20 protein-coding genes and 2 pseudogenes are annotated in these 19921 nt (G+C 71.3%); 8 read left to right on the top strand and 14 right to left on the bottom strand.

What is annotated here, in order from left to right:
• Positions 1 to 64: 64 nt before the first annotated feature.
• The 3 genes from MMF93_RS19100 to MMF93_RS19090 all read left to right on the top strand — a co-directional run bounded on the left by MMF93_RS19100 (position 65) and on the right by MMF93_RS19090 (position 2750).
• On the top strand, positions 65 to 1459 hold the full coding sequence (locus MMF93_RS19100) for a 3-oxoacyl-ACP reductase (protein WP_242753198.1): 1395 nt from the start codon (positions 65 to 67) through the stop codon (positions 1457 to 1459).
• 27 nt (positions 1460 to 1486) lie between these two features.
• Positions 1487 to 2431: a MaoC family dehydratase gene (locus MMF93_RS19095; RefSeq protein ID WP_242753197.1), complete on the top strand. Its 945-nt coding sequence runs from the start codon at positions 1487 to 1489 to the stop codon at positions 2429 to 2431.
• Positions 2432 to 2504: 73 nt separating this feature from the next.
• A complete protein-coding gene (locus MMF93_RS19090) occupies positions 2505 to 2750 on the top strand; it encodes a hypothetical protein (RefSeq protein WP_242753196.1) in 246 nt (81 codons plus the stop codon).
• Positions 2751 to 2754: 4 nt separating this feature from the next.
• Here MMF93_RS19090 and MMF93_RS19085 read toward each other — a convergent pair whose 3' ends face one another.
• The 7 genes from MMF93_RS19085 to MMF93_RS19055 all read right to left on the bottom strand — a co-directional run bounded on the left by MMF93_RS19085 (position 2755) and on the right by MMF93_RS19055 (position 8854).
• Positions 2755 to 3393: a TetR/AcrR family transcriptional regulator gene (locus MMF93_RS19085; protein WP_114023693.1), complete on the bottom strand. Its 639-nt coding sequence runs from the start codon at positions 3391 to 3393 to the stop codon at positions 2755 to 2757.
• A 137-nt stretch (positions 3394 to 3530) separates the two neighbouring features.
• Positions 3531 to 4880 carry a dicarboxylate/amino acid:cation symporter gene (locus MMF93_RS19080; protein ID WP_242753192.1) on the bottom strand — a complete coding sequence of 450 codons (1350 nt, stop codon included), beginning with the start codon at positions 4878 to 4880 and terminating at the stop codon, positions 3531 to 3533.
• 392 nt (positions 4881 to 5272) lie between these two features.
• Positions 5273 to 5593, bottom strand: a complete 321-nt coding sequence (locus MMF93_RS19075) for a DUF4229 domain-containing protein (protein WP_274709481.1) — start codon at positions 5591 to 5593, stop codon at positions 5273 to 5275.
• Between the two features lie 132 nt (positions 5594 to 5725).
• On the bottom strand, positions 5726 to 6421 hold the full coding sequence (locus MMF93_RS19070; protein WP_242753191.1) for a UdgX family uracil-DNA binding protein: 696 nt from the start codon (positions 6419 to 6421) through the stop codon (positions 5726 to 5728).
• Between the two features lie 50 nt (positions 6422 to 6471).
• On the bottom strand, positions 6472 to 7545 hold the full coding sequence (locus MMF93_RS19065) for a hypothetical protein (RefSeq protein ID WP_242753190.1): 1074 nt from the start codon (positions 7543 to 7545) through the stop codon (positions 6472 to 6474).
• A gap of 129 nt (positions 7546 to 7674) precedes the next feature.
• Complete coding sequence (locus MMF93_RS19060; RefSeq protein WP_114018789.1) at positions 7675 to 8127, bottom strand: Lrp/AsnC family transcriptional regulator; 453 nt, start codon at positions 8125 to 8127, stop codon at positions 7675 to 7677.
• Between the two features lie 40 nt (positions 8128 to 8167).
• The gene (locus tag MMF93_RS19055; protein ID WP_114023608.1) at positions 8168 to 8854 is read right to left on the bottom strand and encodes a UbiX family flavin prenyltransferase; all 687 of its coding nucleotides are present in this window, start codon (positions 8852 to 8854) and stop codon (positions 8168 to 8170) included.
• 108 nt (positions 8855 to 8962) lie between these two features.
• On the opposite strand from MMF93_RS19055, the gene MMF93_RS19050 reads away from it, so the two are divergent.
• From MMF93_RS19050 to MMF93_RS19035, 4 genes and pseudogenes are all read left to right on the top strand, one after another.
• Complete coding sequence (locus MMF93_RS19050; protein ID WP_242753189.1) at positions 8963 to 10105, top strand: hypothetical protein; 1143 nt, start codon at positions 8963 to 8965, stop codon at positions 10103 to 10105.
• A gap of 423 nt (positions 10106 to 10528) precedes the next feature.
• Positions 10529 to 11131 carry a rhomboid family intramembrane serine protease gene (locus MMF93_RS19045; RefSeq protein ID WP_242753188.1) on the top strand — a complete coding sequence of 201 codons (603 nt, stop codon included), beginning with the start codon at positions 10529 to 10531 and terminating at the stop codon, positions 11129 to 11131.
• 202 nt (positions 11132 to 11333) lie between these two features.
• Positions 11334 to 11912: pseudogene (locus tag MMF93_RS33735) on the top strand (DUF4158 domain-containing protein); the annotation flags it as partial.
• A gap of 40 nt (positions 11913 to 11952) precedes the next feature.
• Positions 11953 to 12129: a hypothetical protein gene (locus MMF93_RS19035; protein WP_242753187.1), complete on the top strand. Its 177-nt coding sequence runs from the start codon at positions 11953 to 11955 to the stop codon at positions 12127 to 12129.
• A gap of 51 nt (positions 12130 to 12180) precedes the next feature.
• On the opposite strand, the gene MMF93_RS19030 is transcribed toward MMF93_RS19035, so the two are convergent.
• Positions 12181 to 13098 carry an AraC family transcriptional regulator gene (locus MMF93_RS19030; protein ID WP_242753185.1) on the bottom strand — a complete coding sequence of 306 codons (918 nt, stop codon included), beginning with the start codon at positions 13096 to 13098 and terminating at the stop codon, positions 12181 to 12183.
• A gap of 70 nt (positions 13099 to 13168) precedes the next feature.
• Positions 13169 to 14077 (bottom strand): zinc-binding dehydrogenase, encoded by a 909-nt coding sequence (locus MMF93_RS19025; protein WP_242753183.1) that lies wholly within the window; start codon positions 14075 to 14077, stop codon positions 13169 to 13171.
• A 631-nt stretch (positions 14078 to 14708) separates the two neighbouring features.
• Between MMF93_RS19025 and MMF93_RS19020 the strand changes: the two genes are divergently transcribed.
• Positions 14709 to 15125: a resolvase gene (locus MMF93_RS19020; RefSeq protein WP_242753181.1), complete on the top strand. Its 417-nt coding sequence runs from the start codon at positions 14709 to 14711 to the stop codon at positions 15123 to 15125.
• Positions 15126 to 15444: 319 nt separating this feature from the next.
• Here the strand turns inward: MMF93_RS19020 and MMF93_RS19010 are convergent, their stop codons facing one another.
• The 5 genes and pseudogenes from MMF93_RS19010 to MMF93_RS18990 all read right to left on the bottom strand — a co-directional run bounded on the left by MMF93_RS19010 (position 15445) and on the right by MMF93_RS18990 (position 19798).
• A complete protein-coding gene (locus MMF93_RS19010; RefSeq protein ID WP_114021986.1) occupies positions 15445 to 15861 on the bottom strand; it encodes a nuclear transport factor 2 family protein in 417 nt (138 codons plus the stop codon).
• Between the two features lie 72 nt (positions 15862 to 15933).
• A pseudogene (locus tag MMF93_RS19005) lies at positions 15934 to 16716 on the bottom strand (IS5 family transposase).
• A gap of 87 nt (positions 16717 to 16803) precedes the next feature.
• Positions 16804 to 17385: a Uma2 family endonuclease gene (locus MMF93_RS19000; protein WP_242753179.1), complete on the bottom strand. Its 582-nt coding sequence runs from the start codon at positions 17383 to 17385 to the stop codon at positions 16804 to 16806.
• 44 nt (positions 17386 to 17429) lie between these two features.
• Positions 17430 to 18350, bottom strand: coding sequence for a menaquinone biosynthesis prenyltransferase MqnP (gene mqnP, locus MMF93_RS18995; protein ID WP_242753177.1), 921 nt, complete (start codon positions 18348 to 18350; stop codon positions 17430 to 17432).
• Positions 18347 to 19798 carry a menaquinone biosynthesis decarboxylase gene (locus MMF93_RS18990; RefSeq protein ID WP_242753175.1) on the bottom strand — a complete coding sequence of 484 codons (1452 nt, stop codon included), beginning with the start codon at positions 19796 to 19798 and terminating at the stop codon, positions 18347 to 18349. The genes mqnP and MMF93_RS18990 overlap by 4 nt, the downstream gene beginning before the upstream one ends.
• Positions 19799 to 19921 lie beyond the last annotated feature (123 nt).

The following is a 19921-nucleotide window of genomic DNA, read 5'->3' as shown; positions in this document are numbered from 1 at the left end:
AAACTCCTGACCTGAAAGTAACCTTACTCGGAAGTAAATTTACGCGAGCCGGAGGAGTTGGGGAATGGCCGACCGCTATCTTCGTTGGACGCACACAGGACCGGGCCGTTTCCTCACACGCCGGCTCGGCCTCCCCCGTCCCGAAGTACTGCACCGCTGGACCGCGGAGCGTCCCACGCTGGAGGGCGGCCCGCTGCTGCACCTGACGGCCACCGCCACGGAAGGCTGCGGCCGAAAAGAGCTGCGAGAGGCGCTGGACGGCTGCGGCCTGCCCGTCGTAGACGGCCGTACGGACGTCGTACACGGTCGTACGGACGGGGAAGGACGCGTCGCCGCCGTGCTCGTCGACGCTACGGCCCTCGGCACGGTCGCGGAACTGTCGGGCGTGCACGCGTCCCTGCACCCGCTGCTGCGCCGGCTCGCGCCGTGCGGGCGCGTGGTGCTGCTCGGAGCCCGCCCCGCGCCGGACGACCACCATCAGGCCGCCGCACAGCAGGCGTTGGAGGGCTTCGTCCGCTCGCTCGGCAAGGAGCTGGGACGGGGCCGCACCGCGAACCTGGTCCGCCTGGCACCGCCGGCGCGCGTGGACTCCGCGGCCTCCACCCTGCGCTTCCTCCTCTCCCCCAGATCGGCCTTCGTCAGCGGCCAGGTGATCGAGGTGACGGCGGAAGGCCACGCGCCGGGCACCGCGGACGGCGGCACCACCAAAAACGGCGACGGAAGCGGAAGCGGCGAGGGGCGGCGCCTCGCCCTGGTGACCGGCGCCGCCCGCGGTATCGGCGAGCAGATCGCGGGACGGCTGGCGCGCGAGGGCGCCCACGTCCTCTGCCTCGACGTGGAGCAGGCCGCGGACGACCTCACCCGCGTCGCGGACCGCCTCGGCGGCACGGCGCTGCCCCTGGACATCACCGCCGGCGACGCGGGAGCCCGCATCGTCGAGGCGCTGCCGGACGGCCGGCTCGACGTCCTCGTCCACAACGCGGGCATCACCCGCGACCGCAGGCTCGTCAACATGCCCGCCGACCGGTGGGCCGGCGTGCTGGACGTCAACCTGGCGAGCGTGCTGCGCACCACCGACCACCTGCTGGCCGCGGGCGCGCTGCGCGGCTCACGCGTCGTCGCCACCGCCTCGATCGCGGGCATCGCGGGCAACGTCGGCCAGACCAACTACGCGGCCAGCAAGGCGGGCGTCATCGGCTTCGTACGGGCGCTCGCCCCGCGGGCGAGAGCGGAGCACGCCACGACGGTCAACGCCGTGGCGCCCGGCTTCATCGAGACGAAGATGACGGCCGCCGTGCCGTTCGTCATCCGCGAGGCGGGGCGCCGCATGAACTCCCTCTCCCAGGGCGGGCAGCCCCTCGACGTCGCCGAGACCGTGGCCTGGCTCGCCGAACCCGCCAGCCACGCGGTCAACGGCCAGACGGTCCGCGTCTGCGGCCAGTCCCTCCTCGGCGCCTGAGCCGCCCGCGACCTCCACGGAGCCCCGATGACGACACCACTGGCGCTGCACCTGCTCAAGGGAGCGCTCACCTCGCCCACCAAGCGGGGCCCCTACGCCGGCGCCCGCCTGCCGCAGGACACGCTCACCCTCCCGGCCGCAGCCCCCGGCCCCGAACACGTGCGCCGCTACGCGCGAGTGTGCGGCCACGACCCGCGCGCGGACACGCTCCCGCCCGCATACCCGCACGTCATGGCGTTTCCCCTGGCCACACGGTTGATGGCGCGCCGGGACTTCCCCTTCCCGCTCCTCGGGCTGGTCCACACCCGCATCGAGCTGACACAGCAGCGGCCGCTCGCCCGCACGGAGAGGATCGGGCTGAGCGTCCACACCGAGAACCCGGCCGCGCACCGCAGGGGGACCACCTTCGACGTGGTCACGCGCGCGGAAAGCGACGGCGAGGTCGTGTGGCACTCCCGCAGCACGTACCTGTGCCGGCACTCCGGCTCCACCCCGGACGCCGAGCCCCGCCAGAGCGCACCGCCCCAGGACGCGCCCCGCGCGGGCGCACGTCGCCAGGACGCACGACCACAGGAGCTCGAGCCCCTGCCCTCCGGTGAGACGTGGAGCCTGCCCGCAGGGCTGGGCCGCCGCTACGCCGCGGCCTCGGGCGACCGCAACCCCATCCACCTCCACGCGCTCACCGCCCGCGCCTTCGGCTTCCCCCGTGCCCTCGCCCACGGCATGTGGACCTTCGCCCGCTGCCTGGCGGCCCACGAGGCGGACAGCGGCGGCCGGGCCGAGGGCATCGGCTTCGCGGAGGCGGACTTCAGGGCGCCCGTGTTCCTCCCGGCCCGGGTCGTGCACGCCGCCGACCAGGACACCGGCGCGTTCGAGCTGCGCGGGACGGGCGAGCGGCCCAGGATCCACCTCACCGGACACGTCAGCCCCTGCACGGGCAGCCGCGGCGAGACCGCCACCCGTTCGGCGTAACAGGAGGGGCGGGGGCACAGGCCCGGTGGTTGCGTGGCTGGAGTAGCGATCCTCTATGACGGGAGACCGGGTAATGGTCGTCGCGAAACTGCACGAAGCCGGCCTGCGGGCCGAACACGCCTACTGCGCGGCCCTGGCCTCGGTCGGCATCTCCTTCCTGAGCTGGGCCGCATCCGTCAAGGCGGAGAAGGCCGGCACGGACAGGGCCGACCGGTGGGGCATCTTCATCGGCGAGTGGGCGCCCACGTTCTTCGGCCTGGGCCTGGCCCTCTCCCAGTACGAGAACGGGGGCGGGGGGCTCTCCCGCTGGAAGAAGTAGCCGCTCACCTCGGCGCGGGCACCCACCGGGCGCCCTTGGTGAGGTTCTCCAGACCGGCCCAGCAGAAGTTCATCAGCGTCGCCGCCGTCTCCTTCGCGGAGGGGGCGGCGTCGGCCCGCTGCGCCGTGCGCGTGTTGGCCCACTCGGCCAGCGACTCCGCCGCGCCGACCAGCGCATGCGCCAGCCCTGAGACCTCACGTTCGGCCAGCGCGCCGTCGCACCCGGCGTCCTGCGCCGCCTGCGCCAGCAGCTCCGTCACCAGGGTGAGCACCTCGACGCGCATCGCGGCGACCTCCCGCGCGAACGGCTCGCCCTGGGTGCGGGCACGGTGCAGCACGGCGACCCCGTCGGGGCGTGCCGCGGTGTGCGCGAAAAACGCCGTCAGCCCGTTCCACAACTGCTGGTCGGCCGAGACGCCGCGCTCCCGCGTGCCCCGGCGCACCGCCGCCACCAGCGCGCCGATCTCCCGCCGCACGCAGGCCGTGAACAGGTCCTCCTTGGACTTGAGGTAGAGGTACACCAGCGGCTTGGAGACCCCGGCGGCCTCCGCGATGTCGTCCATGGAGGCGGCCTGGTAGCCGTGGCGCGCGAAGGCGGTCACGGCGGCGTCCAGCATCTGCCGCTCCCGCACCTCGCGCGGCATCCGCTTCTGCCCCACGCTGCCCAACTCCTCTTCCCCGTCGCCCCGTCTGCCCCGTACCGCGTCAACTCCGCTCCACCGCAAGCGTACGCGCCCCCGGCCGGGGGGCCGGGGGCGCGCGGACGGAGCGGGCGGGCAGGTCAGCCGGTGGTGACCGGCTCCTGCGTGACGGCCGGGCGGGGCCCGACGGGCGCGTCGGCGTCCTCGATGCTGAAGCTGCGGGCGTGGGCGAACATCTCGCGGTCCAGGATCTTCTCCTTGGCGGAGACCAGGACCGGGATGACGACCTGCCCGGCGACGTTCGTCGCCGTGCGCATCATGTCCAGGATCGGGTCGATGGCCAGCAGCAGGCCCACGCCCTCCAGGGGCAGGCCGAGGGTCGACAGGGTCAGGGTGAGCATCACCGTCGCGCCCGTGAGCCCCGCCGTGGCGGCCGAGCCGATGACCGAGACGAAGACGATCAGCAGGTATTCCTTGAGCCCCATGTCCACGTGGAAGAACTCGCCCACGAAGATGGCCGCGATCGCCGGGTAGATGGAGGCGCAGCCGTCCATCTTCGTCGTCGAGCCGAACGGCACCGCGAACGACGCGTACTCCTTGGGCACCCCGAGCCGCTCGGTGACCTTCTGCGTCAGCGGCATGGTGCCGACCGAGGAGCGGGAGACGAACGCCAGCTGGATCGCGGGCCAGGCGCCCTTGAAGAACTGGAGCGGGTTGACCTTGGCGACCGTGCCCAGCAGCAGCGGGTAGACGCCGAAGAGGACCAGCGCGCAGCCGACGTAGATGTCGGCGGTGAAGGTGGCGTAGCTGCCGATCAGGTCCCAGCCGTAGTCCTTGATGGCGGTGCCGATCAGGCCGATGGTGCCCACGGGGGCCAGCCGGATGATCCACCACAGCGCCTTCTGGAGCAGCGCCAGGACGGACTCGCCCAGCTTCAGGATGGGTTCGGCCTTCTCCCCCAACTTCAGCGCGGCGATGCCGACGACGACCGCCATGAAGACGATCTGGAGCACCTGGAGTTCGGTGAACGGCGTGATGACGTCCTTCGGGATGATCCCGGTGAGGAAGTCCAGCCAGGAGCCCTGGGTGTCCGGCTCGGCGGCGTCCTTGGCGGACAGCCCCGTACCGGAGCCCGGGTTGGTGACCAGGCCGATGAGCAGCCCGAGCGCCACGGCGATCAGCGAGGTCGCCATGAACCACAACAGGGTGCGGGTGGCGAGCCGCGCCGCGTTGTGCACGTTGCGCAGGTTGGTGATCGAAATGGTGATCGCGAAGAAGACCAGCGGGGCGACGGCCAGCTTCAGCAGCTGGACGAAGATCTCACCGACCTTGGTGAGCGCGGTGCCCAGCCAGGCGACGTCCCAGGTGTTGGCGACCCAGCCGAGGACCACGCCGAGGACGAGGCCTGCCAGGATCTGCGCCCAGAACGGGACCTTGGGTATGCGGAAGCCCTTCGCGGGCGTGGCGGTATCGGACGGTGACGAGGACACGGACCTACTCCGGAGGCGTCATCGAGCGCGTCGGAAAAAGCGCGCTCTTGGGCTGGAAGGGGCGTCGCGAGCAGGGATCGCAGGACGGTGCGGTCGATTCGCGCCGGAGGGTAGTCCGGCCGCGCTGTCAGCGACAGGTCGCCGACATGCAGCGGCACAGATCGACGTGCAGCCGTGCCACGAGCGCCAGGCCGGGCCGTCCCGGGTGCGCGTCGGAAGTGGGGACTGCGTTCGTCATGGCCGTCACGCTAACACTCCGTCTTTGGCTTACCCAAAGCATTGCTTTGGGGGGCAGGTACGGAACAGCTCAACGCCCCGCCGGGAGAAGCACATTCCCGACGGGGCGTCGATGAGGGTGTGACGAGGGTTACACGGCTACGGGAGCCGCACGGCTACACCGTGCGCGACTCGCCCTGCGGCTGGGCGCCGTCCTCCTGGGCCTGGTTGGCCGCGAGCCGCTCCTTGGCCCGGCCCACGCCGCCCACGATCTGCTCCGACATCGCCTCCCGCTGCCCGCGCAGCAGCACATAGCTCAGCGGGGCCGAGAGGACCAGCGCCAGCAGCACCACCCAGATCGGGTTCGACTTGCCGATACCCGAGGGGATGACGCCGAACTGCGCCAGCAGCCCGACGACGACCAGGCAGCCGACGAAGATGCCAAGCCGCATGGTGGTGTAGCGGAGCGTGGCGTGCGACCTGCTGCTGCTGCTCACGGGACCCTCTCCCTGCTCTTGGGCGTGTGGACGTTTGGGGCGTTTCGCGGATTCTCCCAGTCAAGCACAGGCCCCGCGGCGATCTTCGCCGCCCCCGGCCCCGGGGAGCGGCCGGGCTCAGGTGCGCCGGTCTCACTCCAGCACCCGCGCCGCCACCCGCAGGTCGGCCAGGAAGCCCGCGTACACCTCGTCCCGGTTCTCGGCGCGCAGGATCGCGGACGGATGGATCGTCGGCACCACCCGCTCGGAGCGGCCCCGCACCTCACGCTCCGTGCAGGTGCCGCGCTCCTTGGTGACGCGGAACGACGAACCGAACAGCGCCTTGCCCGCCGTGGCGCCCAGCACCACCAGCACCTCGGGCTCCGTCAGCGCCAGCTCGGCGGCCAGCCACGGGCCGCACGCCGCCGTCTCCCGCAGCGTCGGCGGCTTGTGGATGCGCCGCTTCCCCCGCCCCTCCTCGTGCGCCCACTTGAAGTGCTTGACCGCGTTGGTGACATACGACTGCGCGGGATCGATCCCCGCCTCATCCAGCGCCCGCTCCAGCATCCGGCCCGCGGGGCCCACGAACGGCTCGCCCCGGCGGTCCTCCTGATCCCCGGGCTGCTCCCCCACGAGCAGGACACGGGCCCGGGCGTCGCCACTGCCGAAAACCGTCTGCGTCGCGTCCTCGTGCAGCGGACACCCACGGCAGTCCGCCGCCGCGTCCCGCAGCCTGCGCAACCCCGCGTTGCCCCGCCCCGGCCGCTCCGGCAGGAACGGCGACGCGTCGTACGCCTCCTCGGGCCTGTCCGCACCGGTCTTGCGTTCCGCGCCCTTGTCAGCTGCCATACGGCTCGCGGTACCCCGCATCCCGGCAGCTCTCACAGACCGCCTGCGGTCTACACCCGCATGGGCTGGGGCGCCTCGCGGCGGTCCGGGTCCGGCCCGTCGAAGGAGCGCAGGACACCGTGGTGGGCGTCGCGCTCGACGGGGCGGAAGCCGGTGTCACGGATGAGCTCGACCAGGTCGTCCCGGGTGAGGACGTCCGCGTCCCGCGAGGCCTCAGCGGCCAGCGGACCCGCCATCTCGTCGGCGCCGTGCTGGAGCGCCAGCTGGGACGTCTGCGCGCCGTGCACCGCCCAGCGGGCCGTCACGTGCGCCACGTTGTCCAGCAGCAGCCGGCACACGGCGAACGTCGCCAGGACCTCGGCGCCGGTCGCGCCCTGCGGCCCCTCGTGGCGCAGCGGGACCACGGCGCGGAAACCGCCGGTCTCGTCCTGGAGTTCACGCAGCCGCAACAGGTGGCCGACGCGCTCGGCGATGTCCTCTCCGTAGCCGAACCGCAGCGTGCAGACGGTGGTGAGGCCCTTGTGGTGCGCCATCCTGTGCACCCTGGCCCACTCCTGCCAGCCCGCGCCCTCCGCCTCCCGCGCCACGCCCTCGGCGTCCTCGGCGTCCGCGGCCTCCGCGCCGGGCCCCTCGAAGCCCTCGCCCAGGGAAGCCGGTGCGGCGGCCAGCAGCTCGTCGAGCACCTCGCTCTCGCTCACCTGCGAGGCGGCGGCGAAACGGCTGACGTCGGCGGCCGTGAACGCGCGCAGCGCCACCGCCTCGGGCAGGGCGGCGCGCAGCGCCCGCAGCGCCCGCACCCACTGCTCCCAGCTCGTGTCCCCGGCCGCGCCCAGGTGCAGCTCGGTGGCGCCGTCGGCCGTGAGACGGGTGGCGGCCTCGACCATGTCGTTCACGGCGTCCGTGTCGTTCACGGCGTCCGCTTCGGCGGGAAGTTCCAGGCGGCGGTGCTCGGCGAAGTACGCCACGTCACCGTTCTTCAGCGCCCGCGCCTCGTGCGCCAGACCGCCGAGCCAGGCCAGGTCGTCGGACGCGAAGAGCGCGACCCCGTCCTCGTGCCCCAGCCGCTCACCGGAGCGGACCTTCCTCTCGACGTCCGCCAGCCGTCGCCGCAGCTCCGCGTCCATTCCTCGCGCCACCTGCCTGCCTCGTTGGTGCTTCTCGCGGTGTGCCGACCTTCCGCGTCCCTCACGTTCCGGAGGGCCTTCCGGGCGCCTCCGCGCGTCCCGACGACACTACGCCAGGCCGCCGGGGCCTCACTCCTCGGGCAGCTCGCCCACCCGGTTCTCCCACTTGGTGGACAGCACGATCGTGGTGCGCGTGCGGGAGACGCCCTCGGTGCCCGACAGCCGGCGGATGGTGCGCTCCAGCCCGTCCACATCCCCCGCCCGCACTTTGAGCATGTACGAGTCGTCACCGGCGATGAACCAGCAGTCCTCGATCTCGTGCAGGGAGCGCAGCCGCCCCGCCACGTCCTCGTGGTCCGTCGCGTCGGTCAGCTGGATGCCGATGAGGGCCGTCACCCCGAGCCCCAGCGAGGGGGCGTCGACAGTGGCGCGGTAGCCGGTGATCACCCCGGCCGCCTCCAGCCGGTTGATCCGGTCGGTGACGCTCGGCCCCGACAGCCCCACCAGCCGCCCCAGTTCCGCGTAGGAGGCCCTCCCGTTCTCCCGCAGCGCCTGGATGAGCTGCCTGTCCACCGCGTCCATGGTGCCGCTGCCTCCCGTTGTAGACGTCCGGACCACGAATCTAAGGCATGGGCCCGACACCGCCCCGCCCAAGCTCCCCCTCCCAGCGCCGGTACAACTGGTGCGGCACACCCGCCGCGTCCAGCACCCGCCCCGCCACGAAGTCCACCAGGTCCTGGATGTGCCGGGCGCCCGCGTAGAAGGCGGGCGAGGCGGGCAGCACGACGGCGCCCGCCTCGTCCAGCGTCACCAGATGCCGCAGCGTCTGCCCGCTCAGCGGGGTCTCCCGGACGGCGACGACGAGGGGACGGCGCTCCTTGAGCGTCACACTCGCCGCGCGCTGCAACAGGTCTTTCGAGAGTCCGAGCGCCACACCGGCCACGCACGCCGTGCTCGCCGGAACGATCACCATGCCCTTGACCGGATACGACCCGGAGGACGGCCCCGCCGCCAGGTCCCCCGGCGGCCAGTGGCGCACCCGGGCCGGGTCGGCGCCCGGCTCGGCCTTGAACGCGTCCGGGCTGCCGTCCGCGCCCCGGGCCAGCCAGCGGCGCAGGTCCGCCTCCGCGTGCGCGTCGCGGAACGGATGGCCCGTCTCGTCCAGGATCGTGAGGCGGGAGGCGCGGCTCACGACCAGATCGACGTCCTCACCGGCGCTCAGCAGACCGCGGACGACCGCGGCCGCGTACGGCGTTCCCGAGGCCCCCGAGACGCCCACGATCCACGGCACCCGTCCTGTGTCACTCACGCACCCGACCCTACTTGTGCCCTCCCACCCACGGGCGGGTCAGCCCAGGGGCCGGGAAACCGGGCAGGCTCGGGGCGGGCACGGGGGCGCCCGCGTACCCTCGACGCCATGCGTGTCACCCCGCTCCGCCTGACGGCCACAGCCACGTGCGCGACGACGCTCGTCGCCGCCCTCACCGGATGCTCGGTGGCGGAGCGGCTCACCACGGGACTGAAGGTGAAACACTCCTTCGAGAAACTCGGCGAGCAGCCGACGGCCTCGGTGCTGATGTCCGTGGACGGAAGCACGAGCGAGGCCGAGAAGTTCCTGCGCGCGGCGGGCGCCCCCGACACGGACAGCACCCGGCACACCGCGAAACTCCTCACCCGGGGCGAACTCACCTTCGCGGTGGGCTCCGACAAGGAGGAGACCCCGCTGAAGGAACTGAGCCGCTCGGAGCGGCTCCGCTTCGCGGCGGCGATCAACTTCGGCGGCAAGGACGTGCTGGCGGCCAAGTCGGTGGAGGAGAAGCTGTACATGCGGGTCAACCTGCGCTCGCTGGTGACGCAGACAGGCGGAACCACCGCGGACAAGCGGCGCGCCCGCACGATCGTCTCGCTCGCCAAGGACCTGCCGACGACGCTCGGCTCGGCCAGGGACGCGCTCAAGGGCAAGTGGGTGGAGATCGACCCCGAGTCCTTCGACGACTTCGCGCGCGCGGCCCAGGAGATCGCCGAGGACGAGAAGAAGGGCGCCTTCGGACGGCACGGGCCCGCGGTCTCCGAGCAGAGCGACGAGACGAGCAAGCGCCTGAGCCGGGCGACCGCGGCGGGCCGCGCGCTCAACGGCGAGTCCGAGCGGGAGTTCCTCGAGGGCCTGGAGAAGACGCTCGGGGAGCACGCCGAGTTCCACAAGGCCGGCGAGTGGGGCGGCGCCGAGCACGTCACGGTCTCCATGCCGGCACGCGAGGCGGCGCCGGACCTCTCGCGGGCGCTGGAGGCCCTGGGCGCACGGCTGAACCCGGCCAAGGTCCCGGACAAGAAGGTCAGCGCGGACCTCCAGATCAGGCGCGGCCAGCTCACCGGCCTCACGGTGGACCTGGAGCAGTTCCTCGAAGGCAAGGACGCGGAGAAGGTGCACCTGCCGCTGCGGCTGGACTTCGGCGGCGGTCACGCCGTCTCGGTGGAGGCCCCGGACGGGGTCCGCGAGCTGAAACCGCAGGACCTGCTGGCGGCCGTGGCGTTCGGCGCCCTGGGCACGGGCGGACTGTAGGGCCTCCCGTTTGGATCTTGCTGGGCTCGCGGGCCCCGGCACGCACTCTCGCGGCGTTGTCGTCAGTCGCCGCTTCCCCCAGGGCTCGGCTTCGCTCGCCCCGGGAGGTGCCCCCACGCAGGGACTCTCCCCCAGCCTTCGGCCGGGGGGACCCCCATCCTCCGCCTTGCGAGAGCACGCACCGGACCCCGCTCCCTGATCCAGCCATATCCAAACGAAAGACCCTAGGGCCATCCTGGAGAGCGGCACCGGGGCGTCCGGCCCGGGGAGCCGGCCCCGGGCCGCCGCCGGAAGCGGGCGGAACGCCGCCGGAGAGGCGGGGGAACCGGAAAGGCCCCGCCCGGCGTTGTAGGGGCAACGGGACGCGTGTCGGTCCTGGGGGCATCGGGACGGCGGGGACCGCTCCTCGCGAGGGAGGCGAGCATGGCGAACGGCTCGGGGGGCTCGGGCACCAGGGCGATGGCTGCGGGAAAGCTGATCGTCGGCTGGGTGGCGCTGCTGTGGCTGCTGGAGGCCGTCGACCAGGCCACGGACAACGCGCTGGACACCTTCGGCGTCGAGCCCCGCCGCGTGGACGAGCTGGTGGACGTGGTCCCGAGCGCCTTCATGCACTTCGGCTTCGAGCACCTGATCGCGAACACGCTGCCGCTGCTGATCCTCGGCTTCCTGGCGGCCCTGCGCGGGGTGGGCAGATTCCTGGCCGTCGCCGCGACGATCATCGTGGTCAGCGGCCTCGGCGTGTGGCTCATCGCCCCGGACGGCAGCAACACCGCGGGCGCCTCGGGGCTGATCTTCGGGCTGTTCGGCTATCTGCTGGCCCGCGGCTTCGTGGACCGCAGGATCACCGACGTCGCCCTCGGCAGCGTCGTCGCCGTCTTCTACGGCTCCATCCTGTGGGGCGTCCTGCCCACCGACACGGGCATCTCCTGGCAGGGCCACCTCTTCGGCCTCATCGGCGGCGTCGTCGCCGCCCGCCTGACCGCCGAGCCCCGCCCGGCGGGCGAGGGCAAACCGGCCTGGCACTGAGCCGCCATTTCGTTTGGTGTGATCTTGCGCCAGCCTGGCACGGTGACTGCCTCGTTTGTTGAGCGGATGGCGGCCTCGGGGAGCATTGGTACAGCGGTTGGTGCTGAGAACAATCATGGTCGGCTAGCACACTGGTCGATGGTGCCGCTGGGCTTCCGGGAAAGGCTGCCGGGCGGGTAGCGGTGCTGGCTACGGTCGGGCTGTGCCGGTGGAGTTTCTGACTGATGAGCAGGCCGAGGCGTACGGGAAGTTCGCCGAGGAGCCGACCGCCCTGAGCTGGAGTGGTTCTTCTTCCTGGACGACGTCGATCGGGATCTGATCGCGCGGCGCCGCTCCGCGCATCACCGGCTCGGCTTCGCGCTCCAGATGTGCACGGTGCGCTACATCGGCCGGTTCCTCCCGGACGATCCGCTCGATGCGCCATGGCCGGTGGTCGAGCATCTGGCCGCGCAGCTCGGCATCGAGGACGCGTCGGTAATGAGGCGGTACACCGAGCGGCCCAAGACGGCGTACAAGCACGCGTGGGAGATCCGGGACGCCTACGAGTACCGCGAGTACGACGATGCGGAGTGGTCCCGCCGGTTCCGCACGTTCCTGCACGGGCGGGCGTGGACACACGCCGAGGGGCCGGTGGCGCTGTTCAATCAGGCGGTGGGCTGGCTGCGCCGTCACCGGGTGCTGCTGCCGGGGGGTGAGCGTGCTGGCCCGGCAGGTGTCGGAGGCCCGGAAGGTCACGGAGAAGCGGCTGCACGCCACGGTCGCGGGCGCGGCCCGCCGAGCTGGACGATGTCGAGCGGGCTGTGCTCGATCAAGGGGCGACCGTGCGGCGCGGCCAGGGCTACACCCTGCGCGTCACCGACTCCCCCGCCCTACACCGCCGACTCCTCGACCGCTGCCAGCCGCTCGACGGCGGCCACGGCCTCCCCACGATCCCGGCCCGGCGCAAGGCCCGCTGCGAGTACGAGAACCGGGTCAGCACGCTCACACCCGGACCATGATCGTTCTCAGCGCCAATCGCTGTACCGATGTTCCTACCAGTCGAGGCCAGATCACCTGCGAAGTCGAGAACGATATTCGCCCGGGGCCGTGCCTCGGGCACGTCTGAAGGCACGGCTGAAAGCGTGCGGAGAGCCGTATCCGACCGCGCCGGAGATCGATTCGACGGGCTCATCGGTATCGCGGAGCCGGACGGACGCCAGGTCGATGCGCCACTGCGTCACGTATGCGCCCGGCGTCTGTCCGAGGGCGGACCGGAAGCGCCTGGACAGCGTCGCCCGGGAGACGTTCGTCGCGGCGGCCAGGGCCTCCGTGGTCCAGGGGTGCTCCGGTTGGGCGTGGACACACGCCAGAGCGTCGCGCACGACCGGATCACGCATCGCTCCCAGCCATGAGCCGGACCGCTCCTGCGGGTGGCGGGCCAGCCAGGCACGTACGAACTGGACGAGCAGCAGGTCGACGACGCTGTTGACGGCGGCGGTGGTGCCGATCTGCGGCTGTGCGAGCTCAGCAGCGAGAAGTCCGACGGTCCTTGCGAGCTGCGCGTTCTCTCGGGCTGCGACATGAATCGGCCGGGCGAGGGAGGTGAGCACCGGTGTGCGCACCTCCGGGTCCTGCTCGTAGTGCAGGACGATTACTTCCGTCTGCACCGGCGCCGATCCCAGCCGCAGGGCCCGGCCATCGGCAAAGGACCGGGCCGCTGCCTCACGGTCGCAGGAGCCCATCGTCACACTGGCTCCGCCGGCTATCCCGTGTGCGGTGCCCGGCGACACCAGGACGGCGTCTCCGGCCCGCACCTCAAGAGGTTCCTCGCCCGTGACATGGAGCCACATGGTGCCGCGGGACACCACGTGCAGCGCCGCCCCTGGGTAGGAGTCCAGCCACAGGCCCCAGGTTCCGCCGGCCTTCAGCACGACCCCGAGCCCTCCACGCGCACCCGAAACGCGCAAGACCTCCGCCAGCACATCCATGGGTCCATTCTCGTCCACCGCCGCGAACCGCCCGCCGGCGGGCGAGGCGCATGTGTCCTCGCCTGCAGCGTCAGACCACGTCAAGAACGACCTTTCCGTGCACCTTCCGCGCGAACAGCGCCCGGACGGCGTTGTCCACGTCCTGCCAGTCGCCTCGCAGTCCGACTGGCGCCGAGAGCCTCCCGGCGGCCATGAGGCCCAACAGGTCCGTCAGCTCCCCGCCGGTCGGCGTCATGTCCCCGTAGGTGGCGATGCTGCGGGGTTCGCCGAAGCCGAACAAGACCTCTGCCGGGAAGGTGGTTTCCTGCCCCGAGGAGTAGCCGACCAGGTGGATGGTGCCCCCCTCGGCGAGGGAACTCCACGCCCGGGCCACCAGTGGTCCGCCGACCGTGTCCAGGACGAGGTCGAACCGGTCCCCGGTCTCGGCCAGGTCGGTCAGGACCTTGTCGGCGCCGAGTTCACGGAGTCCGTCGGCCCGCTCCGGCGAACCGACGAGTGCCGTCACCCGGGCGCCCGCCAGGGCCGCCAGCTGGACGGCGAAGTGCCCCACGCCCCCGCTAGCGCCGGTGACCAGAACGTTGCGCGCCAGCAGGGAACGCTTGCGCAGCACTCGCAGAGGGGTGACTCCGGCGATCCCCAGCGCCGCGGCGTGGGCCAGATCGACCCCCTCGGGGACGGTGCCGAGCGAGGCGGGGCTGACTGCCACCCGCTCCGCCCACGCGTGGGGGGCCATTCCCACTGCGACGCGCGTACCTGCGGGCGGCCCCGAGCCGTCGGACGCGGCGCGCACCACGATGCCGGCTGCGTCGTGACCGTGCACAGCGCCGGCCGGCCACTGGTGCACGTAATTCAGCTCTCCGAAGTTGAGACCGATGTGCCGTATCTCCACCAACGCCTCACCGGCGGACGGTACGGGCTCATCGACATCGGCGAACCGGACGGGGCCGGCCTCACTGTGATCGACCACAAGGGCGCGCATCAGGGGTGTGTTTCCTTCTCTCGTGGGTACGCCTGAACACTCGGCGCGGCAGCAGATCGAGTGCGCAGATGCCGCACTGCCGCCTTCTTGGAACCCTTTCGCAGGACCGGGACAGCGACCAGACCCGTGAGAATCAATCAGTTGACAATCAGTGTCAGTGCGACTCGCGGCGCGTCGAGCCCTGCCCCGTCCGGTGGATGACGCCGTGACGGGCACAGACACGCCCGGGAGCGTGATGATCTTGAGGCGCCAGCGCTTGCGTCGGGCTGCGGAGTCGCGCTGGGTGACGTGCCTGGGCGACCGCGTCGGCGCCGGAGCGGGCGTTCAGCCAGGGAGGGGACGGAGGTATGGCAGGAGCGTCCCGCCGCAGCGCGGCAGGCCCCTCCGCGATCTGCCAACTCGTACCTTCCAGGCAGCGCCCTCGGTTACCACGGCAAGACAGACAGCCACCCACCTGGTCACTGAAGCCGGAGGCTCCTGGAACCGGTACGCCTCCGGCGACCACACACAGTGACGCCAGGCACAGCCTCAACGAGGAATACGCGACACCTCAACATGCGAGCCCACCAGTCCCGAGGCCGGCAACAGGGGCGGACGCCGCCCCGCCGTCGCGGTCGACACGATCGCCGACGTGCGCACCGCGTACCTGGGCGGCCAGTCCATCGCCGCTCTCGCCCGTGAGCACAGTGTCAGTCGCGGCGCCATCCGCACGGCCGTCGCCGACCTTCTGCCCGAGCAAACGGCCGCTGACCAGGACATTCGGGCCCCGGAATCGCCGGTCACCCCAGACATGCCGGGCAAGGTCGCCGACTTCCTCCGCGCCGCCGAGCTGGACGATGTCGAGCGGGCTGTGCTCGATCAAGGGGCGACCGTACGGCGCGGCCAGGGCTACACCCTGCGCGTCACCGACTCCCCCGCCCTACACCGCCGACTCCTCGTTCGCTGCCAGCCGCTCGACGGCGGCCACGGCCTCCCCACGATCCCGGCCCGGCGCAAGGCCCGCCGCGAGTACGAGAACCGGGTCAGCACGCTCACACCCGGGCCATGATCGTTCTCAGCGCCAATCGCTGTACCGATGTTCCCCGCGGCCGGATGGGGCCGGTTGGCCCGTGGGAGTTGCGCCAGCGGGTGGCCCCACCGGCCCTGGAACGCCCGCAGGGCGGCGGCCAGCCGCGGCAGGGGACCGCGAGGTGCCGGCCGCGACCATCTTCGTGGCCACCTCGGGCCACACCTGGCACCAACTGACACCCGCGGGACCACTGGGGCAGGGAGAGGAGCAGACGTACGAGCGTGTCGTGATCAACGCCGCCCCCGACGTCACGGATTGCCCCGGGATGCCGGGGAGGTCCGCAGCGACTGCCCGCGCGTCAGCCCGTGAGTACCGTGTGTGGGAAGGCCGAGGTGATGACGCGACTGGCGAACTTCCACTCGCCTTCGGCCCGGATGTAGCGATCGTTGTATGTGACGTGAGCGCGGGAGCGGCTGCCGTCGGTCTTCACAATCTCCACGAGGCAGTTGACCCGGCCTTCACCGTGGTCGCCCTCGATGCTGGTGATCAGGTGGTTGAACATCATGTGGACGACGTGCGTGGAGTTCGCCATGAGCGTGTCGCGGAAGAAGGCGCGAATCGCCTCGCGGCCTTCGAACAGTCCGAAGCCGGTTTCGGACTCGTCCAAAACGCCGTCCTCGACCCAGCAGCCGACGGACTCATCGAGCTGCCCGGAGTCGAAGGCGATCGCGTAGCGGCTGTTGAGGTCCTGGATTTCTGCACGGGCATCACTCATCCAGGAACCGTACGTCAGCGAACACGAGCAGGATCAGGAGGTGCGGCCCGCCGCACCTCTCTGGACGCTATTTCAACTCGTGATGCGGCGGTGGCATATGAGGGTTGCTGCGATGGCCGTGAAGGCGAGGAAGTGCTCGGGGTTGCTTTCATAGCGGCGGTGGAGGCGTCGGCATCCCGACAGCCAGGACACCGTTCGTTCCACGACCCAACGGTGTCGGCCCAGGCGCTGGGAGGACTCGGTGCCTCCGCGGGCGATGCGATGGCCGATCTGTCGCAGGGAGAGCCAGCTCCGCAGGTGGGGGTAGTCGTGCCCTTGTCTCCGTGGAGCTTGTCCGGCCTGCGGCGTCTCGGGCCATGGCGGGAGCGGATGGGCGGGATACCACGGACCAGCGGGATGAGGGCCTGGCTGTCGTGGAGTTGGCCGCGGAGACGCCCAGGGAGAGGGGCAGGCCGTTGCGGTCGACGATGAGGTGGATTTTCGATCCGTTCTTGCCGCGGTCGGTCGGATTCGGTCCCGTCAGCCGCCCCCTTTGAGGGCGCGGACACTGACCGAGTCGATCGCGCACCGCGACCAGTCCAGCTCACCCTGGGCGCCGAGCTCGTCGAGGACCAGGCGGTGGAGCTTGGCCCACACCCGAGCTTCGGTCCACTCGGTGAACCGGCGGAACGCGGTCACTCCCGAGGGCCCGAAGCCCGGCGGCAGCTGGTTCCATGTGCACCCCGAGGTGGCCACGAAGATGATCGCGGCCAGCACCTCCCGGTCACCGTGCCGCCGCCGGCCCCCGCCTTGCGGGCGTTCCGGAGCCGGCGGAACCACCCGCTCGAACAACTCCCACAGGTCGTCCGGCGTCATCCGCTCTACAAGCGATGCAGTCACCTCCCAGACTGCAGCAAGATCACACCAAACGAAATGGCGTCTGAGCCGCCTGGTGCGGGGGCCTCACCTGTCGAGAGGCTGGGTGCGGGTCTCCCGGTCGACGGGCAGTGCGTCGGTCTCGATGGTCACCGCGCCGATGTCCAGGGTGACCTCGACCGGCTTGCCGTACGGGATGACGTCCCGGCCCCGGTAACCGTCCGCCCCCGGGTTCCAGTGCACGGTGCACTCGGCGCGGTAGGGGTCGAAGATCAGGTAATGCGCGATGCCGCGCTGCGCGTACAGCTTGTCCTTGGTGACGTAGTCGTGGTGCACGCTGCTCGGCGAGACCACCTCGATGGCGAGCTCGATCAGGTCGGGCGAGTAGACGCTGAGGTTACGGTCGACCTCGGCCATCGGCAGGAGAGCCGAGTCCGGGCAGAGCTCGTCCAGGTCGGTGAAGCGGAAGATGACGTCGGACATGCAGCCCCACTCGGGCCCGAGCTGGGCCTCGAAGGCGTTTTCCAGGAGCCTGATCGTCCTGCCATGAAACGGCTTGACCGGACTCATCATGATATTGCCCCCCACGATCTCCATCCGGTAGCCAGGGAACTGGTCTTCCAGACGGCTGAGCTGTGAGTGCAGGCGGTCGGTCTCCGAGACGGTCACGGCGCTCTCCCTTCCCTGCTCTCGATGGTAGAGGGAAAGGCTACTCACACACTCAGCCCGCGCACCGCGAGATCCAGCAGGGCGCACACGAACAGTGCAATGCCGATGAAGCTGTTGACCTGGAAGAAGGCGCGGTTGAGGCGGGTCAGGTCGTGGGGGCGCACGAGGGTGTGCTCGTAGACGAAGGCGGCGGTGACGATGACGAGGCCCAGCCAGTAGAAGACGCCCGCGTCCGTCAGCAGGCCGAAGGTGACCAGCAGGGCCACGGTGACCAGGTGGGCGGCGCGCGTGGTGTGGATGGCGGCGGCGGTGCCGAAGCGGGCCGGGAGGGACTTCACCCCGTTGTCACGGTCGGCCTCGACGTCCTGGCAGGCGTAGATCAGGTCGAAGCCGCCGATCCAGATGCCGACGGCCAGGCCGAGGACGGCGCCGTGCCAGGACCAGGAGCCGGTGACGGCGAGCCACGCGCCGAGGGGGCCGATGGCCTGGGCGAGCCCGAGAATGGCGTGCGGGAAGTGGGTGAAGCGCTTCCCGTACGGATAGACGACCATCGGCAGCGCCGCGACGGGTGCCAGAGCCAGGCAGAGCGGGTTGAGCAGGGCGCAGGTGCCGAGGAAGACGACGAGGGCGACGGCGGCGCCGGTCCACGCCGTGCGCACGGAGACCGCGCCTGTGACCAGTTCGCGGCCCGCGGTGCGCGGGTTGCGGGCGTCGATCTCGCGGTCGATGATCCGGTTCGCGGCCATCGCGAAGGTCCGCATCCCCACCATGGCGACCGTCACCAGCAGCAGCTGCCACCAGTGGACACTGCGGCTGTCGCGGTACATGGCGGTGAGCGCGGCGATGTAGGCGAAGGGGAGCGCGAAGACGGAGTGCTCGATGACCACCAGGCGCAGGAAGGCGCGGACACGTCCGACGTCGGCGCCAGGACCCGGGCCGACGATGCCCTCGGCGGTGCTGCTCACAGGCCGTACTCCTTCCACCGGCGCGTCACCAGGTCGGCCACCTTCGCGTCGGACTCGATCATCTCCGGCCAGCCGCCGTCCCGCGTGTAGCCCTCCTCGGGGGTTTTGCGGGTGGCGTCGATGCCGGCCTTGCCGCCCCAGAACTGCTGGTAGGAGGCGTGGTCGAGGTGGTCGACGGGGCCTTCGGCCACGGTGAGGTCGCGCGCGTAGTCCACGTTGCCCAGGGCCCGCCAGGCGACCTCGTGCAGGTTCCGCACGTCGCAGTCGGCGTCGACGATGACGATGAGCTTGGTCAGCGACATCATGTGAGCGCCCCAGATGGCGTGCATCACCTTCTGGGCGTGCTTGGGGTACTTCTTGTCGATGGCGACGATCGCGCAGTTGTGGAAGCCGCCCGCCTCGGGCAGGTGGTAGTCGACGATGTCGGGCACGACGATCTTCAGCAGCGGCAGGAAGAACCGCTCGGTGGCCCGGCCCAGCGGCCCGTCCTCGGTCGGGGGCCGGCCGACGACGATCGACTGGAGCAGCGGCCGCTTCCGCGTCGTCACGCAGTCGATCCGCAGCGCGGGGAAGGGCTCCTGCGGGGTGTAGAAGCCGGTGTGGTCCCCGAAGGGGCCCTCGGGCAGCATCTCGCCCGGCTCCAGCCAGCCCTCCAGCACGACCTCGGCGTCCGCGGGGACCTGGAGCGGGACGGTCTTGCAGTCGACCATCTCCACGCGCTTGCCCTGGAGGAAGCCGGCCAGCAGGTACTCGTCGATGTCGGCGGGCAGCGGCGCGGTGGAGGCGTAGGTGACGGCGGGCGGGCAGCCGAAGGCGATGGCGACGGGGAGTTTCTCGCCGCGCCGCGCGGCGACCTGGTAGTGGTTGCGGCTGTCCTTGTGGATCTGCCAGTGCATCCCGATGGTGCGCCGGTCGTGCCGCTGGAGCCGGTAGAGGCCCAGGTTGCGCACGCCGCTTTCGGGGTCCTTGGTGTGGGTGAGGCCCAGGTTGAAGAAGGAGCCGCCGTCGCCGGGCCAGGTGAACAGCGCGGGCAGCCGGTCCAGATCGACCTCGTCACCCTGCCGCACGACCTCCTGGACGGGCGCCTCCTTCACCTTCTTCGGCGGCACGTGCGTCATGGCGCCGAGCTTCCCGAAGGCCTCACGGAAGCCGACGAAGCCCTGCGGCAGCTCGGGCTTGAGCAGGCCGCCGATCTTGTCGCTGATCTCGTCGTAGGAGGACAGGCCGAGCGCCTTGAGCAGCCGGCGGTCCGTGCCGTAGACGTTCATGGCCAGCGGCATGTCCGAGCCCCTGACGTTCTCGAACAGCAGCGCCGGGCCGCCCGCCTTGTTCACCCGGTCGACGAGCTCCCCGACCTCCAGGTGCGGGTCGACCTCGGCCTTGACCCGGACGAGGTCACGGTCACGCTCCAGCGCCCGCAGGAGCGAGCGGAGATCGTCGTATGCCATACCCCTCAGTATCTCCCTCGCGGCCCGCGCCCTGAGCGCCGGGGCCTCCGCGCGGCCCATTACGCTGGCACCGTGGGACCCGGACGCCGGGCCCCGCACCGCATCCGTCCGGCGGCATCTCGC

This window comes from Streptomyces tubbatahanensis, from assembly GCF_022699385.1.
Classification (GTDB): Bacteria; Actinomycetota; Actinomycetes; order Streptomycetales; family Streptomycetaceae; genus Streptomyces; species Streptomyces diacarni.
Note: the sequence above shows the minus strand (reverse complement) of the source record. Positions and strands in the feature narration are given on the sequence as shown.